At 71.0% G+C, this 13,860-nt stretch carries 17 protein-coding genes; 10 read left to right on the top strand and 7 right to left on the bottom strand.

The window, feature by feature from the left end:
- Positions 1-10 precede the first annotated feature (10 nt).
- From ABD332_RS25540 to ABD332_RS25530, 3 genes are read left to right on the top strand one after another with little or no spacing between them, the layout of a single operon-like run.
- Positions 11-970: a carbohydrate ABC transporter permease gene (locus tag ABD332_RS25540; protein ID WP_425552284.1), complete on the top strand. Its 960-nt coding sequence runs from the start codon at positions 11-13 to the stop codon at positions 968-970.
- Complete coding sequence (locus ABD332_RS25535) at positions 967-1,797, top strand: carbohydrate ABC transporter permease (protein WP_344504632.1); 831 nt, start codon at positions 967-969, stop codon at positions 1,795-1,797. The genes ABD332_RS25540 and ABD332_RS25535 overlap by 4 nt, the downstream gene beginning before the upstream one ends.
- Positions 1,798-1,802: 5 nt before the next feature.
- Positions 1,803-2,426, top strand: a complete 624-nt coding sequence (locus tag ABD332_RS25530; protein WP_344504631.1) for a hypothetical protein — start codon at positions 1,803-1,805, stop codon at positions 2,424-2,426.
- A gap of 157 nt (positions 2,427-2,583) precedes the next feature.
- Here ABD332_RS25530 and ABD332_RS25525 read toward each other — a convergent pair whose 3' ends face one another.
- From ABD332_RS25525 to ABD332_RS25505, 5 genes are all read right to left on the bottom strand, one after another.
- Positions 2,584-3,156, bottom strand: coding sequence for a TerD family protein (locus tag ABD332_RS25525; RefSeq protein ID WP_425552283.1), 573 nt, complete (start codon positions 3,154-3,156; stop codon positions 2,584-2,586).
- 40 nt (positions 3,157-3,196) lie between these two features.
- The gene (locus ABD332_RS25520) at positions 3,197-3,832 is read right to left on the bottom strand and encodes a TerD family protein (RefSeq protein ID WP_344504629.1); all 636 of its coding nucleotides are present in this window, start codon (positions 3,830-3,832) and stop codon (positions 3,197-3,199) included.
- Between the two features lie 51 nt (positions 3,833-3,883).
- Complete coding sequence (locus ABD332_RS25515) at positions 3,884-5,044, bottom strand: DUF475 domain-containing protein (protein ID WP_344504628.1); 1,161 nt, start codon at positions 5,042-5,044, stop codon at positions 3,884-3,886.
- Between the two features lie 50 nt (positions 5,045-5,094).
- Positions 5,095-5,679, bottom strand: coding sequence for a TerD family protein (locus ABD332_RS25510; RefSeq protein WP_344504627.1), 585 nt, complete (start codon positions 5,677-5,679; stop codon positions 5,095-5,097).
- A 188-nt stretch (positions 5,680-5,867) separates the two neighbouring features.
- The gene (locus ABD332_RS25505) at positions 5,868-6,002 is read right to left on the bottom strand and encodes a hypothetical protein (protein WP_344504626.1); all 135 of its coding nucleotides are present in this window, start codon (positions 6,000-6,002) and stop codon (positions 5,868-5,870) included.
- Between ABD332_RS25505 and ABD332_RS25500 the strand changes: the two genes are divergently transcribed.
- The 5 genes from ABD332_RS25500 to ABD332_RS25480 are packed head-to-tail and all read left to right on the top strand — an operon-like array spanning position 6,001 to position 10,056.
- Positions 6,001-6,579 carry a TerD family protein gene (locus ABD332_RS25500; protein WP_344504625.1) on the top strand — a complete coding sequence of 193 codons (579 nt, stop codon included), beginning with the start codon at positions 6,001-6,003 and terminating at the stop codon, positions 6,577-6,579. The two genes, ABD332_RS25505 and ABD332_RS25500, sit on opposite strands and share 2 nt — an antisense overlap.
- A 37-nt stretch (positions 6,580-6,616) precedes the next feature.
- Positions 6,617-7,819, top strand: coding sequence for a toxic anion resistance protein (locus ABD332_RS25495; RefSeq protein ID WP_344504624.1), 1,203 nt, complete (start codon positions 6,617-6,619; stop codon positions 7,817-7,819).
- 7 nt (positions 7,820-7,826) lie between these two features.
- The gene (locus ABD332_RS25490) at positions 7,827-8,324 is read left to right on the top strand and encodes a hypothetical protein (RefSeq protein WP_344504622.1); all 498 of its coding nucleotides are present in this window, start codon (positions 7,827-7,829) and stop codon (positions 8,322-8,324) included.
- Entirely contained in the window at positions 8,321-8,887 is a 567-nt protein-coding gene (locus ABD332_RS25485; protein WP_344504621.1) for a TerD family protein, read from the top strand. Before ABD332_RS25490 ends, ABD332_RS25485 begins: the two co-directional genes overlap by 4 nt.
- Complete coding sequence (locus ABD332_RS25480) at positions 8,884-10,056, top strand: hypothetical protein (RefSeq protein WP_344504620.1); 1,173 nt, start codon at positions 8,884-8,886, stop codon at positions 10,054-10,056. Before ABD332_RS25485 ends, ABD332_RS25480 begins: the two co-directional genes overlap by 4 nt.
- Here ABD332_RS25480 and ABD332_RS25475 read toward each other — a convergent pair.
- Positions 10,002-10,742 carry a CGNR zinc finger domain-containing protein gene (locus tag ABD332_RS25475; RefSeq protein ID WP_344504619.1) on the bottom strand — a complete coding sequence of 247 codons (741 nt, stop codon included), beginning with the start codon at positions 10,740-10,742 and terminating at the stop codon, positions 10,002-10,004. The two genes, ABD332_RS25480 and ABD332_RS25475, sit on opposite strands and share 55 nt — an antisense overlap.
- A gap of 79 nt (positions 10,743-10,821) precedes the next feature.
- Between ABD332_RS25475 and ABD332_RS25470 the strand changes: the two genes are divergently transcribed.
- Together ABD332_RS25470 and ABD332_RS25465 are read left to right on the top strand one after the other, a co-directional pair.
- Positions 10,822-12,429, top strand: a complete 1,608-nt coding sequence (locus ABD332_RS25470; RefSeq protein ID WP_344504617.1) for an aminotransferase class I/II-fold pyridoxal phosphate-dependent enzyme — start codon at positions 10,822-10,824, stop codon at positions 12,427-12,429.
- On the top strand, positions 12,401-13,258 hold the full coding sequence (locus tag ABD332_RS25465) for an oxygenase MpaB family protein (RefSeq protein ID WP_344504616.1): 858 nt from the start codon (positions 12,401-12,403) through the stop codon (positions 13,256-13,258). Before ABD332_RS25470 ends, ABD332_RS25465 begins: the two co-directional genes overlap by 29 nt.
- Here ABD332_RS25465 and ABD332_RS25460 read toward each other — a convergent pair.
- A complete protein-coding gene (locus ABD332_RS25460) occupies positions 13,200-13,847 on the bottom strand; it encodes a hypothetical protein (protein WP_344504615.1) in 648 nt (215 codons plus the stop codon). The two genes, ABD332_RS25465 and ABD332_RS25460, sit on opposite strands and share 59 nt — an antisense overlap.
- Between the last annotated feature and the right edge of the window lie 13 nt (positions 13,848-13,860).

Below are 13,860 nucleotides of genomic sequence, written 5' to 3'. Positions count from 1 at the left end.
GGCTCTTCCAGTGGCGCTGACCACCGCGCCGGCACCTTTGCACCGAGCGGCGAAGGGGCCCCGCATCGAACCGCGGGGCCCCCGTCGTGAAGGGCTCGCCGGCTATCTCTTCCTGACACCGTGGCTCGTCGGGCTGGCCACCATCACGGCCATCCCGATGCTGATGTCGCTGGTGCTGAGCTTCACCGACTACGACATCCTGTCGGACTGGTCCGAGCTCAACTGGGTCGGGTTCGACAACTACCAGCGGATGTTCACCGAGGATCCGACGTTCTGGCACGCCGTGCAGGTCACGGTGCTGTTCGCGGTCATCGCGACGCCGCTGAAGCTCGGCGCCGCGCTCGGCGTCGCGCTGCTGCTCAACAAGGCCGTCCGCGGCGTCGGGCTGTACCGCAGCCTGTTCTACCTGCCGTCGCTGCTCGGCGGCAGCGTCGCCCTCGCGATCGTCTGGGTGTCGATGTTCAGCCGGGACGGCTCGTTCAACGAGCTGCTGTCGGTGTTCGGCATCGCCGGGCCTGGCTGGGTCAACGACCCCGACTACGCGCTCGGCACGCTGATCCTGCTGGCGATCTGGCAGTTCGGCGCGCCGATGGTCATCTTCCTGGCCGGCCTGAAGCAGGTCCCGGTGGAGCTGTACGAGGCGGCGTCGGTCGACGGCGCGGGCGCGTTCCGCAAGTTCCGGTCCATCACGCTGCCGATCCTGTCGCCGGTCATCTTCTTCAACCTCGTGCTGGAGACGATCCACGGCTTCCAGGGCTTCACGTCGGCGTTCGTCATCAGCGGCGGCACCGGTGGGCCCGTCGACTCGACCCTGATGTACACGCTCTACCTGTACATCAAGGGCTTCACCGACTACGAGATGGGCTACGCCTCCGCGCTCGCGTGGGTGTTCCTGCTCGCCGTCGGCCTGCTCACCGTCGTGCTGTTCAGCACGGGCCGGTTCTGGGTGCACTACGGGGATGAGCGATGAAGTCGATCCTGCGCACGGTGGTGATCCTCGCGCTGCTCGGGGTCATCCTCTACCCGCTGTTCTGGGTGCTCGGCAGCTCGCTCAAGAGCCAGCCGGAGATGCTGAGCAACGCCGGGGTCATCCCGGAGTCGTTCACCCCCGGCAACTACCCGAAGGGCTGGTCGCACCTCGACACCAGCTTCGGCCGGTTCTTCCTCAACAGCACGATCGTGTCGCTGCTGGTCGTGGTCGGCAACGCGCTGTCCTGCCTGCTCGCCGCCTTCGCCTTCGCCCGGCTGCGCTTCCGCGGGCGGGCCACCTGGTTCGCGGTCATGGTCGGCACGCTGCTGCTGCCGGGCCACGTGCTGATCGTCCCGCAGTTCATCGTGTTCCGGCAGCTCGACCTGGTCGGCGGCGAGTTCCCGTACCTGCCGCTGATCCTGCCGCACTTCCTGGCCACCGAGGCGTTCTTCGTCTTCCTGATGGTCCAGTTCATGCGCGGCATCCCCCGCGAGCTCGACGAGGCCGCGAAGATTGACGGCTGCACCACGTTCGGGGTGTTCCGCAACGTGATCCTGCCGCTGAGCCGCCCGGCCCTCGTGACCACGGCGATCTTCTCGTTCATCTGGACCTGGAACGACTTCTTCCGCCAGCTGGTGTACGTGTCGGACCTGCCGAAGTACACGGTGCCGGTCGCGCTGCGGCTCTTCATCGACTCGCAGGGCCAGTCGGAGATCGGGCCGATGTTCGCGATGTCGGTCCTGTCGCTGCTGCCGGTCTTCCTGTTCTTCCTCGCCTTCCAGAAGATGCTCGTCGAGGGCATCAACACCTCCGGCCTGAAGGGGTGAGCGCCGTGGCGCGTCGCGGGTTCACGGAGACGGTCACGGTGGCGGCCGACCTCGCCCTGGTCGGCATCGCCGTCACGGTGTGCAGCCTGCCGGTGCTCACCGCCGGCGCGGCCGTGCACGCGGGCTCGGTCGCCGTCCGCGACGTCATCGAGGGCTCCGCCGTGCGGCCGTCCCGGCTGTGGCGGGTGTTCGTGCGCTCGCTGCTGCCCGGCGCCGTCTGCACGGTCGCGGCCGCCACCCTCGCGTGGCTCCTGTTGTTCAATCTCGGCGCCGTCGCCTCAGGCCGGGTCCCGGGCGGGTTGCCCGTGCTCGTGGCGACCGGCGCCGTCGCCGCCGCACTGCTCGCCGCCGGCGCTCTCGGCGTCGTGCATCTGGCCCACCACGGTTCATGGTCAGGTGCGCTGCGTTGGGCGGCGGGCACCGTGTGGCGGCAACCGCTCACGGCGGCGATGGTGGCCGGGGTGTCATCCATCGCCGCCGTGATCGGCGCGATGATTCCCGTGACGGCCCCGCTGCTCGTCGGCTACCTGTTGTTCGCGGTGCACGTGATCGCCGCCCGCCGCCTTTCCGAGCCGGCCCCGGATTCCGAGCAGATCACGGTTTCCGGGCCGTCCCCGGTGCGGGGCTGAATCGCTTTCCCTGTCGCATTTCCGCCGCCGCCCGTGTACGGATTCCGCCGTGCACGGGCGGCGCCGTTTCCGGGCGTTTCCGGCCTCCGGCGGGGTATCCGGAAACGCACGACGCCCGCCCCGCGGTCTCGCGGAACGGGCGTCGTGAAGGTTTCGATCAGAGGTGGCCGGCGACCGCGGGGAGCAGGTCGCGGAACGTGCGCCCCGAGGCCTGGGTGCCGAGCGCGGTCATCGTCCAGCCCTGCTGGTCGCGGGTGACCTTGGCCATGACCTGCGCCGTGTGCGGGCCCGAGCCGCTGAGGTCGAAGCGGGCCAGCTCGGCGCCGTTCGTCTCGTCGACCAGCCGGCAGTACGCGTTCTCGATCTGGGCGAAGCTCTGCCCGGTGAACGAGTTGACCACGAACACCAGCGTGCGGACGTTCAGCGACAGCGCGACCAGGTCGACGATGATGCTCTCGTCGTCGCCCTCGCCCGCGCCGGTGACGTTGTCGCCGGTGTGCTGGACGGCGCCGTCGTTGCTGCGCAGCTGGCGGAACCACACCTGGTCGACGAGCTGGTTGGCGCTGTCGAACAGCAGGCAGGACGCGTCCAGGTCGATCGACTGGGTCTTCAACCCGCCGAACAGGCCCTTCTTCTTCATCGCGTCCCAGCCCAGGCCCATGCGGACCTTGGTGAGCGTGCCACCGCCACCCTTCACGAGGGAGACGGACTGGCCCTTGCTCAGACTCACACCCATACGTATGCCTTCCCGATTGCTGTCGGCGAAGCTGTCATTTCCGTCCGGCCGCCCAGCGCATGCCCCAGCCGTAGGTCTCGTCGAGCAGGCGCTGGCCGCCGCGGATGTAGCGGACCTCACGGCGCACCGACACGTCGTTGCCGTTGCCCTCGATCATGGCGATCGCGCACATCATGGCGGCCGGGTCCGGCTCGTCGAGGTGGATCTCCAGCTGGGGGCCGGCGACCGGGAACAAGGTCACCACGGCCTGGGCCGCGGCCCAGTTGGGGGTGCCCTCGTAGATGAACGCGAACACCAGGATGCGGCGGATGTTCGCCGCATACCGCAGGTCGACGAAGAGGTTCTCCCCGCCGGTGCTGGTGCCGCTCCGGTCGTCGCCGTCGAGGCGGCAGATCGGGTCGCGGCCCAGGGTGTGCACGTCACGCAGCGAGTCGCCGAGGGCCTGGACCACGCCCTTGGAGCCGTCGCTGTACTCGTAGAGGCAGCCGAGGTCGAGGTCGACGCCCTTCGGCTTGCGGCTGAACAGCCCGCCCTTGGCGGCGGGCTGCGCCCAGTTGAGGTTGACCCGGAGGATGCCCGCGGCCCCGCCCTGCTTGGCAAGCGAGACAGCCGGCGCCGCCTTGGTCAGCGTGACCTTGGACAGCGAGACCGGGTTGTTCGGATTCGTCACGGCGTTGCCTGCCTTTCCCGGACGGGGTACGCGGGTTTGAGTTGCGGGGGGTTACGAACGGCCGGCGAGGCTCTCGGCCCGCTCCTCGGCCGCCTCGGCGGCGCTGTTGCGCCGGTTGAGGACCACCGAGGACAGGAACGCGGCGAGGATGAAGCCGACACCGATCAGGCCGGTGATGACCTCGGGCACCTCGAACTTGATCCCGACCAGCAGGATCGCGGCGAGGGCGCCGATCGCCCAGTGCGCGCCGTGCTCGAGGAACACGTACTCGCTCAGGGTGCCCTTGCGGACCAGGTAGACCGTCAGCGACCGGATGTACATCGCACCGACGCCGAGGCCGGCGGCGATGACGAAGATGTTCTGGCTGATGGCGAAGGCGCCGATGACACCGTCGAAGGAGAACGACGCGTCGAGCACCTCGAGGTAGAGGAACAGGAAGAACGCGGCCTTGCCGGCCACCTGCACGACGGCGTTCGGGCCGCCGGACTTGCCCTTGTCGATGTCGCCGGCGTCGCCGTGGATACCCGCGGCGGCCTTCTCGTCCTCGTCCTCTTCCTCGTCGTCGCCGAGGCCGCCCGCGTTCTCGAAGAGCTCACCGAGGCTGTTGACCAGGATGTACACGGCGATACCGAGCACGCCGGAGACCATGACCGTGCCGACGTCCTTGGCGAGGGTCTCCGCCACGATGACGAGGACGGCCAGGGAGATGACCACGGACAGCTGGTCGAGCTTGCCGATCTTCGCGAGCGGCTTCTCCAGCCAGGTCAGCCAGGTGTGCTCGCGGGTCTCGAAGATGAAGTCGAGGAAGAGCACGAGCAGGAACATGCCGCCGAAGGCGGCGATGCTCGGGTGCGCCTCGTGCAGCAGCGCGGCATAGGTGCCGGGCTCGTCGACCGACCCGCCCTCGAGGGCGAGCCGGACGACGTCGACCGGGTTGAGCTGGGCGGTGATGCCGACCAGCAGCAGCGGGAAGACCAGCCGCATGCCGAAGACGGCGATGAGCACACCCACGGTGAGGAACAGCCGTTGCCACCAGGCGTTCATCCGCCCGAGGACGGTCGCGTTGACCACGGCGTTGTCGAACGACACCGAGATCTCCAGCACACACAGGATCGCGACGATCAGGAACGCGGAGGGCCCGCCGAGGAAGAAGGCGGCAATGAGTGTCGCCACGGTGACCGCCAGCGACCAGCCGAATGTCTTCAGGAACATCTGTCACACCGTTTCGGGCTCATCAGGGAAGTTGCGGTGCGCCGACCTTACTATCCGACGTTGACGCCGAAGTCCCCGGCGATGCCCCGCAGGCCGGATGCGTATCCCTGACCGACGGCGCGGAACTTCCATTCCTCGCCATTGCGGTACAATTCGCCGAACACCATCGCGGTCTCGGTGGAAGCGTCCTCGCTGAGATCGTACCGCGCGAGCTCGACGCCGTCGGCGCTGTTGAACACGCGGATGAAGGCGTTGCGGACCTGGCCGAAGGACTGCGAGCGGGTGTCGGCGTCGTAGATGGACACCGGGAAGACGATCTTGTCGACATCGGCGGGCAGGCCGGCCAGGTTGACCTTGATCTGCTCGTCGTCGCCGCTGCCCTCACCGGTCAGGCTGTCACCGGTGTGCTGGATGTGGCCGTCCGGGGTGGCGAGGTTGCCGTAGAAGACGAAGTGCTTGTCGGAGTAGACCCGGCCCTCGGCGTTCGTGGCGATCGCGGAGGCGTCGAGGTCGAACTCGGTGCCGGTCGTCGTGCGGACATCCCAACCGAGGCCGACGGTCACCGCCGTCAGACCGGCGGGACCCGCCTGCTTGGTCAGTGAGACGTTGCCACCTTTGGTCAGGCTGATGCCCATACCGATCTCCCAGTCATTCAGTGTTGACTACAGGTTTGCCTGCGGTTCCCCCGGCGTCAGGCGGCGCCAAGGGCTGATCATGATGTTGCCCGCCCGACAGTATCGCCCGCCCGCCAGCAAGGGCCGGCGTTCACCGTTCCTACGGGCGCGTCCGCTTGAAGGGTTGGGGTAGGCTCCGGCTTGTTCGATCAATGTTCGACAGTAGCCGGAAGCGCGTTAGCTTTGAAGGCGGCTCCGGTGTCGTCGATCAGCCGGATGAATATATCCGACAGGCCGATCGGACATGGTTGACGACCATAACGAGAGCGCGAGGAGAGTTCCATGTCCGTCACCCTCACCAAGGGCGGCAATGTCTCGCTCACCAAGCAGGCGCCGAATCTCCGCGCGGTGATGATCGGCCTCGGCTGGGACGAGCGGGCCACCACCGGCGCCGAGTTCGACCTGGATGCCAGCGCCCTGATGCTCGGTGAGAACGGCAAGATCCTGTCCGACCAGCACTTCGTCTTCTTCAACAACCTGAAGAGCCCCGAGGGTTCGGTCGAGCACACCGGCGACAACCTCACCGGCGGTGGCGACGGCGACGACGAGAAGATCCTCGTGGACCTCGCGGCGGTGCCCGCCCAGTGCCACAAGATCGTGTTCCCGGTCTCCATCTACGAGGCCCCGCAGCGCGGCCAGTCGTTCGGCCAGGTCCGCAACGCCTTCATCCGGGTGGTCAACCAGGACGGCGGCGCCGAGCTGACCCGCTACGACCTGACCGAGGACGCCTCCTCCGAGACCGCGATGATCTTCGGCGAGCTGTACCGGCACGGTGGCGAGTGGAAGTTCCGGGCCGTCGGTCAGGGGTATGCCTCGGGCCTCGCCGGGATCGCCCGCGACTTCGGCGTCAACGTCGGCTGAGCTGCTCCAACGCGAGTTGATGGGAAGGGTTCCTGCGATGTCCGAACTCGATCTCGGTGGCGCCCCGCAACAGGGCGCACTGGTGCTGACGCCCCCCGCGCCCGTCGTGGTGGTGGAGCCGCAGCAGGCGGCCGGTGCCGTGCCCGTCCAGACGGAGAAGCAGCTCGAGCTCCGGCAGAAGGCGGCCGCCTTCGTCGAGGAGCTCGCCGCGATCGACACCAACTCGCCCGCCTTCCAGCAGAAGGTCGCCTCGATCACCTCGATGGGCGAGCAGGACATGCGCGCGGCGGCCGGGATGTCCAACCGCATGTTGGAGCGTCCCGCCGCCGCGATGGGCCGCGGCCGCGGCCGCGCCGCCACCGACGACGCCCAGGTCAGGGTCGCCAACACCCTCGTCGACCTGCGCAGCACGATCACCGAGCTGGACCCCAACCGGGCCGACCTGACCGGGGTGCAGAAGGTCCTGAAGTGGCTGCCGGGTGGCGACAAGATCGACCGGTACTTCGCCAAGTACAAGTCGGCCCAGTCGCACCTCAACGCGATCATCGTCGCGCTGGAGTCCGGTCAGAACGACCTTCGCAAGGACAACGCGGCCATCGAGACCGAAAAGGTCAACATGTGGACCACGATGGGCCGCCTCGCGGAGTACAACGAGCTCGCCGCGGCCCTCGACGAGGCGATCGCGGCGAAGGTGTCGGCCCTGGAGGCCTCGGGTCAGACGGAGGCCGCGGCGACGCTGCGCTCCGACGCGCTGTTCCCGGTCCGGCAGCGCCGGCAGGACATCATGACCCAGATGGCGGTCAACGTGCAGGGCTACATGGCCCTCGACCTGGTCCGGCGCAACAACCTGGAGCTCATCCGGGGCGTCGACCGGGCGCAGACGACCACCGTCGCGGCGCTGCGCATCGCGGTGATCGTGTCGCAGGCCCTGGCCCGGCAGAAGCTCGTGCTGGACCAGATCACCCAGCTCAACACGGTGACCTCGAACCTCATCGAGGCGACGTCCCAGCAGCTCAAGACGCAGGGTGCGGCGATCAACCAGCAGGCCGCGTCGGCCACCATCGACATCAACAAGCTCCAGGCGGCGTTCGACAACGTCTTCGCCACCATGGACGCGGTCGACACCTTCCGCGCGCAGGCGGTCGACTCGATGGCGCAGACGGTCCACGCCCTGGAGGGGCAGATCGAGCGGGCCAAGCCGTATCTCGAGCGCACGCTGCGCGGCCAGCAGACCGGCTGAGCCCACCGTGCGCTGGCTACGTTGGTGGGGGGACGACGACGAGGCGCCGCCCCCTGCCGCCGCCCCCACCGCGGACTCCTCCGGGGACCCGGTCGGCGACACCACCCAGATCCTCAAGCGGATCACCGACGCCGAGCACTTCGTCAACCAGCAGGCGGCCAGGCTGCCGGCGGCCGCCGTGGTGCGGTCGCGCTGGCTCACCGACACGCTCCGGGAGATCCTGGACACGTCGGCGACCCGGCCGCTCGACATCCACGCGGTGCTGCTGGTCCGCAACACCGTCGAGGACTTCCTGCCGACCACCCTTCGCAGCTACCTGACCCTGGAGGCGTCGATGCGCGACCGGCCCGCCCCGGTGCCCGAGCTGCTCGCGCAGCTCGACCTGCTGCAGGAGGCGACGTCCAACATCCTGGTCGCCGTGCGCGCCCAGGACCGCGACGCGCTCACCACCCAGGGCAACTTCCTGCGCACCAAGTTCTCCGGCTCCGACCTGGACCTGCCATGACCAAGGAGATGAAGCGCGGCGCCAACGTCACCCTGACGCGTGAGATCCCCGACCTGCGCGGGGTGGTGCTGGGTGTGCAGTTCAGCGCGGGCCTCGAGCACGTCCTCACCGACAACATCGTGGTGGCCGCGATCCTGTGCCGGGGTGACGGGGACGCCGTCTCCGACCGGCACTTCGTGTACTTCAACCAGCTCTCCTCGCCGGACCTGTCGGTGCAGCAGCTGCGCGAGGTCGTCGGCGAGGACCACGACCAGATCGAGGTCGACCTGTCGGCCGCGCCGGCCGAGGTCACGCGGATCGTCATCGTCATGTACGTCAACGAGGGCAACGCGGTCCGCCGCACCCTCGGCCGGTTGAAGACCTGCGTCATCCGGGTCCTCAACCTCGACGGCAACGCGGAGCTGATCCGGTCGGAGAACCTCGCCCCCGCGCTGGACCTGGAGATGGGCCTGGCGCTCGGCGAGCTGTACCGGCACAGCGGCGGCTGGAAGTTCAAGGTCCTCGGCGACGGCTACGCCAACGGCGTCACCGCGCTCGCGGCCGACTACGGGATCCGGTTGTGACCGGCTCGGACGACTTGTCCTGGATCCGCCACCGCGCCGTTCCCGCCCGGACCGGCGCCACCGAAGACCTGTCCTGGATCCGCCACCGCCGCCTCCCCGCGACCGCCGCCCCGGCCGCCGCCTCGTCCGTGGAGATGGCCGCTCCCGCCCCGTCGGGCAGCACGTCCCTGGACCTCTCCGGACCGGCCACGCCTCCCCCGGCGCCCGCCAGGGACGGCGGCAGCACCTCGCTGGACCTGTCCGGCCCCGCCGCGCCGCCGCAGTCCGGCAGCACGTCGCTGGACCTGTCCGGGCCGGCCGCACCGCCCGCGCCGCCCGGGAACACCTCGCTCGACCTGTCAGCGCCCGCCGCGCCGCCGCCCCCGCCGTCCGGCAGCACGTCGCTGGACCTGTCCGGGCCGACGCCGCCCCCGGCCGCGCAGTCCGGCGGCACCTCGCTCGACCTGTCCGGACCCACGCCGCCCCCGGCCGCGCGCTCCGGCAGCACCTCCCTCGACCTGTCCGGTGGCGGCGCGCCGCCGCCGTCCGTGCAGCACGGGGGGACGTCGCTCGACCTGTCCGGGCCAGCCGCGCCACGGACGCCCGTGCCGGCCGCTCCCCCGCCCGCGACGGCGTTCACCCCGCCGCGGACGAACCCGTCGGCGCCGACGGTGCTGGGGCCGCGGCACCCGTCGGTCATGCTGAGCCGGCTCCAGTCCGGGATCGGCGCGCTGACCTTCGAGGCCGCGTGGTCGCCGGACGAGGGGTTCGCGCTGGGCTGCGCGTTTCAGCTGGACTCAGGCACGTCGTCGGTCCTCAGGCCCGGCGAGACCTTCGGCCCGCTCACCATGGACCGCCGGGCCGGGCACCAGCGGCTCCGGCTGGACCTGCTGCACGGCCGGCACCTGCGGCGGCTCATCATCTTCGGCATCCCCACCGCCGACCCCGGCCCCTACTGGGCCGGCACCCTGCTGATCGGCACCCACGGCCACGCCCGCGTCGAGGTGCCGGTCCAGCCCCCGCCGCCGGGCCCGACGGTCCTGCTGTCCCTCTACAACGTCGACGGCGAGATCGTCCTGCGCGCCGAGGCCCAGACGGTGCCGGGCCGCACCCGGGACGCCTGCCTCGCCTTCGGCTACGACCGCATCGCCTGGCGCGACGCCGACACCGCCATCCCGCCGACCGCCTGACCACCACCCGCGCCACCACCAACGCGATCAGCGCCACCACGGGCGCCACCCGCGCCCCGACCAACGCCACCCCGGGCGCCACCTGCGCCGCCGTCGGCACCACCCGCGCCACCGCCAGCGCCAGCAGCGTCGGCACCGGTGGCCCGGCGGGCGCGGTACGAGGCCGCCTTGACCCTGTTGCCGCACTCCTCCATGCCGCACCAGGTGCGGTTGCCGGCCCTGGACCGGTCCACGAACAACCTCGTGCACTCGTCGAGGGCGCACTCCCGCACGGTGAGGGACCCGAGGGAGCCGAGCAGCTCGACCGCGGCGACCGCGACGGCGGCCCCGATCGACGCGCCCGCCGCCGACGGCGGCCCCGCCCGCCGGACCCCGCCCGCGGTGAGCGTCACCCGCGGCGGCGGCGCCGCGGCCGCGGCATTGAGCGCACGCAGGTCCGCCGGCGGCCACGGCTGCCCCGCCAGCCCCGCCACGGCGAGCCGGTAGACCGCCTCCCGCAGCTCCAGCAACCCCGCGAACTCCACAGTGGACAGTCGGGGTGCGGTGGACAGTACACCGGCCGCCACCGCCCATCGAGCCGCCTCGGCCGGCCCGGTGAGGAGCTCCTCCGGGGCGGCCGAGCGGCGCCACTTCAGCGTGCCGGCGAAGTCGAGCGCGAGGTCACCGCTGACGAACACGAACGTCACGTCACCACCTTGACAGGTGACGCGCGCCCGGCGCAAGGTTGGCGTCACCGGTCAAGCAGGTGACGCGAGAGGGACGGGCATGATCAGCGCCGAGGAGTACCTGTACTACACCGACCGCGCGCTGGACGGCATGGTCCGCATCGTCACCGAGCTCGGCGACGAGCGGGCGGGCCGGCGGCCGCTGCCCGGCGCCAACTCGCCGTTCGCGCTGCTGACGCACTGCCTGGGCGTGGTCGAGTTCTGGGCCGGGACGCTCGTCGCGGGCCGCCCGTCGCAGCGCGACCGCGACGCCGAGTTCACCGCGGAGGGCCGGGTCGAGGACCTCCTCCAGAGGGTCGAGGCGGTGCGCGCCCAGTTCGCCGAGGACGTGCGCGCCGCCGCGCCGGGCGAGCCGATCCGCGGCACGCCACCCGCCGGGTTCCAGGGGCCGGACCGGGTCGGCACCCAGGGCGCCGCGCTCCAGCACGTCTTCGAGGAGCTCGCCCAGCACCACGGCCAGATGGAGATCCTGCGCGACTGCATCGCACCGCGACGCCCGGACGCCATCAGAGGCAGCGGCGTCAAGTGGGGCTCCACCGCGCCGGACACCATCGCCGCGTGGGTCGCCGACATGGACCTCGGCGTCGCCCCCGCGATCCGCGACGGCCTGCTGGACCTCGTGCACCGCGAGGACTTCGGCTACCCGTTCTGGCGCGGCGAGGACCCGGTCGTCACCGCGTTCGAGGACTGGATGCGGCAGCGGCACGGCTGGAGCCCGCGCCCCGGCCGGACCCGGGTCTTCACCGACGTGCTGCAGATCCTGCAGGTGATGGTCGAGCACACGACCGCGCCCGGCGACGGGGTGGCGATCCACGTCCCGGCGTATCCGCCGTTCCTCGCCAGCATCCAGCGGGCCGGGCGGCGGATCGTGCCGCTGCCGATGCTCGACGACGGCGCGCGGTGGACGTTCGACACCGGGCGGCTCGCCGAACGGCTCGCCGGCTGCCGGCTGCTGGTGCTCGTCAACCCGCACAACCCGACCGGCCGGGTGTTCGACCGGGCCGAGCTGGCGGCCGTCGCGGAGGTGGCGGAGCGCCTGGATCTTGTCGTGCTCACCGACGAGATCCACGCCGACCTGGCGTACGAGCCGCACCGCCACACCCCGTTCGCGTCGCTGAGCGAGGAGACCGCCGCCCGCACGGTGACCGCGACGTCGGCGACGAAGGCGTTCAACCTGGCCGCGCTGCGGCTCGCCGTCGCGCACGTCGGCCCGCCGGCGGTGTGGCGGTCGCTCGACGCGCAGCCGATCGACCTCTACGGCACGCCCGGCATCGCGGGGAGGGTCGCGACGGTCGCGGCGTGGCGGGAGTCGTACACCTGGCTGAACCGCACCAGGGAGCTGCTGCGGCGCAACCGTGACACCGTCGCCGCCCGCCTCCCGCACCGCGCGCCCGAGGCCACCTATCTGAGCTGGATCCCCTGGGGCGGCACCGATCCGGCCGGGCACCTGGAGCGGGCCGCGAAGGTCAGGCTGAGCCCGGGCGCCGACTTCTCCGCGGGCACGGCCGTGGACACCGCCGGGTTCGTCCGGCTCAACTTCGCCACCGGCCCCGGTGTGCTCGCCGAGATGCTGGACCGGCTCGAACCCGCCGCGGCGGAGTCTCCTAGACTGCTCGACCATGCGGGGGATCAGGAGAGGTCGATATGACAACCTGCGGCGCATCGAAGACAGCGACCCGGAGGCCGACTACCTGCTGATCCACCAGCTCACGCTCCGCGAGGAGTTCCCCTGGGACATGCGGATGGCGTTCAACCTGGCGTTCAACCGGTCGTTCGCCCTCCCCCGCGTCGCCGCGGAGCTCGTGCGGACCGGGCGGGTCCTGACCGAGCCGCGCCGGCGCGCCGACGACACCGGCATCATCATGTACGAGATCCTCATGCACGGCTTCGAGCACCCCCGCGGCCGGCTGGCGCTGCGGCTGCTCAACGAGGCGCACCGGCAGGTCCCCGCCGGCAACGACGACAGCGTCTACGTCCTGGCCGCGCTGGTGGTCGTCCCGATGCGGTGGCTTCGGCGGTACGGCTGGCGCGCCCCCGCCGGGCAGGAGCGCGAGGCGGCCGCCCGGTACTACCGCGAGGTCGGACTGCGGATGGGGATCCGCGACATCCCGGCCGGCTACGCCGCGTTCGAGGCGTGGTTCGACGCGTACGAGGCGGCCCACCTGCGGCACACCCCGGAGGCGGAGCGGATCGAGCGCGTCACCCGGGAGCTGCTGCGCGGCCGGATCCCGAAGCCGTTGCGGGGGGTGGCGGACGCGTTGATCGCGAGCCTCTACGATCCGCCGTTGCGCCGCGCGTACGCGGTGCCGGACCCGCCGGCGTGGGCGCGGATCGGGCTGCACGCGGTGCTGCGGTCGCGGGCGCTGCTGCTGCGGCTGGCGGGACCACGCACGACGCCGCTCTTCGCGGACGGGATCGTCACGAAGTCCTACCCCGACGGCTACGACCTAGCGAAGCTGGGCCGACCGTCGTCGTGACCGTCGTCGTCACTCTGACCAGCGAAGGTGTCCTGGGCGTGGAGCCGAAGCCGAAGCGCACCGGTGGGTCGACGGCCGTCAAAGGGCCCAGGTCGGCGCCGTCCCAGGTGGCGGTGGCGGCGACGATGCGGTGGAGGTCCTGGACGCCGTACCACTCGTGCCGGTCGTTGCCGGCGCTGCCGTGAGTTCGCACGCCCGGCTGGAGCAGGCGCGCGGGGCGGTCGATCGCGGCGACCCAGCGCGGGTGCCGGGCGAGGGCCGGCGGGACGCAGCGCAGGAGCGTGCCGAGCCACCCGCGTCCCCCGGTCGTGAACCGGAGGGTGAGCGGTCCGGCGTCGGCGGCCCAGGTCGTACCGACGCGGAGAACGGCGACGGGAACGACCTGGACGTCGTCGAACCGGTAGGTTCCGGCGACGAACGCGGCGAGGTCCGCGGTGCCGGCCAGCAGGACCCGGTGACCGTCGGGGCGCTCCACCATGACGTCGCTGACCGGGCCGAACGGGGAGCGGGGCCAGTGCCCGAGGACGAGCCGGGTGCCACCGCCGGTGCCGACGCCGGCGATCCAGCCGTCGAACCGCATGGTGGTCATTACTTCAAGTGTG

It is taken from the genome of Dactylosporangium maewongense (assembly GCF_039531485.1).
Classification (GTDB): Bacteria; Actinomycetota; Actinomycetes; order Mycobacteriales; family Micromonosporaceae; genus Dactylosporangium; species Dactylosporangium maewongense.
This window is presented reverse-complemented; position numbering and strand designations above follow the sequence as displayed.

What these genes read in the sequence shown, in the direction of transcription:
- ABD332_RS25510 (WP_344504627.1), bottom strand. Translation starts at nt 5,679, where the DNA reads ATGGGCATCAGCCTGACCAAAGGTGGCAACGTCTCACTGACCAAGCAG.
- ABD332_RS25460 (WP_344504615.1), bottom strand. Translation starts at nt 13,847, where the DNA reads ATGACCACCATGCGGTTCGACGGCTGGATCGCCGGCGTCGGCACCGGC.
- ABD332_RS25485 (WP_344504621.1), top strand. Translation starts at nt 8,321, where the DNA reads ATGACCAAGGAGATGAAGCGCGGCGCCAACGTCACCCTGACGCGTGAG.
- ABD332_RS25495 (WP_344504624.1), top strand. Translation starts at nt 6,617, where the DNA reads ATGTCCGAACTCGATCTCGGTGGCGCCCCGCAACAGGGCGCACTGGTG.
- ABD332_RS25535 (WP_344504632.1), top strand. Translation starts at nt 967, where the DNA reads ATGAAGTCGATCCTGCGCACGGTGGTGATCCTCGCGCTGCTCGGGGTC.
- ABD332_RS25505 (WP_344504626.1), bottom strand. Translation starts at nt 6,002, where the DNA reads ATGGAACTCTCCTCGCGCTCTCGTTATGGTCGTCAACCATGTCCGATC.
- ABD332_RS25515 (WP_344504628.1), bottom strand. Translation starts at nt 5,044, where the DNA reads ATGTTCCTGAAGACATTCGGCTGGTCGCTGGCGGTCACCGTGGCGACA.
- ABD332_RS25465 (WP_344504616.1), top strand. Translation starts at nt 12,401, where the DNA reads ATGCGGGGGATCAGGAGAGGTCGATATGACAACCTGCGGCGCATCGAA.
- ABD332_RS25470 (WP_344504617.1), top strand. Translation starts at nt 10,822, where the DNA reads ATGATCAGCGCCGAGGAGTACCTGTACTACACCGACCGCGCGCTGGAC.
- ABD332_RS25500 (WP_344504625.1), top strand. Translation starts at nt 6,001, where the DNA reads ATGTCCGTCACCCTCACCAAGGGCGGCAATGTCTCGCTCACCAAGCAG.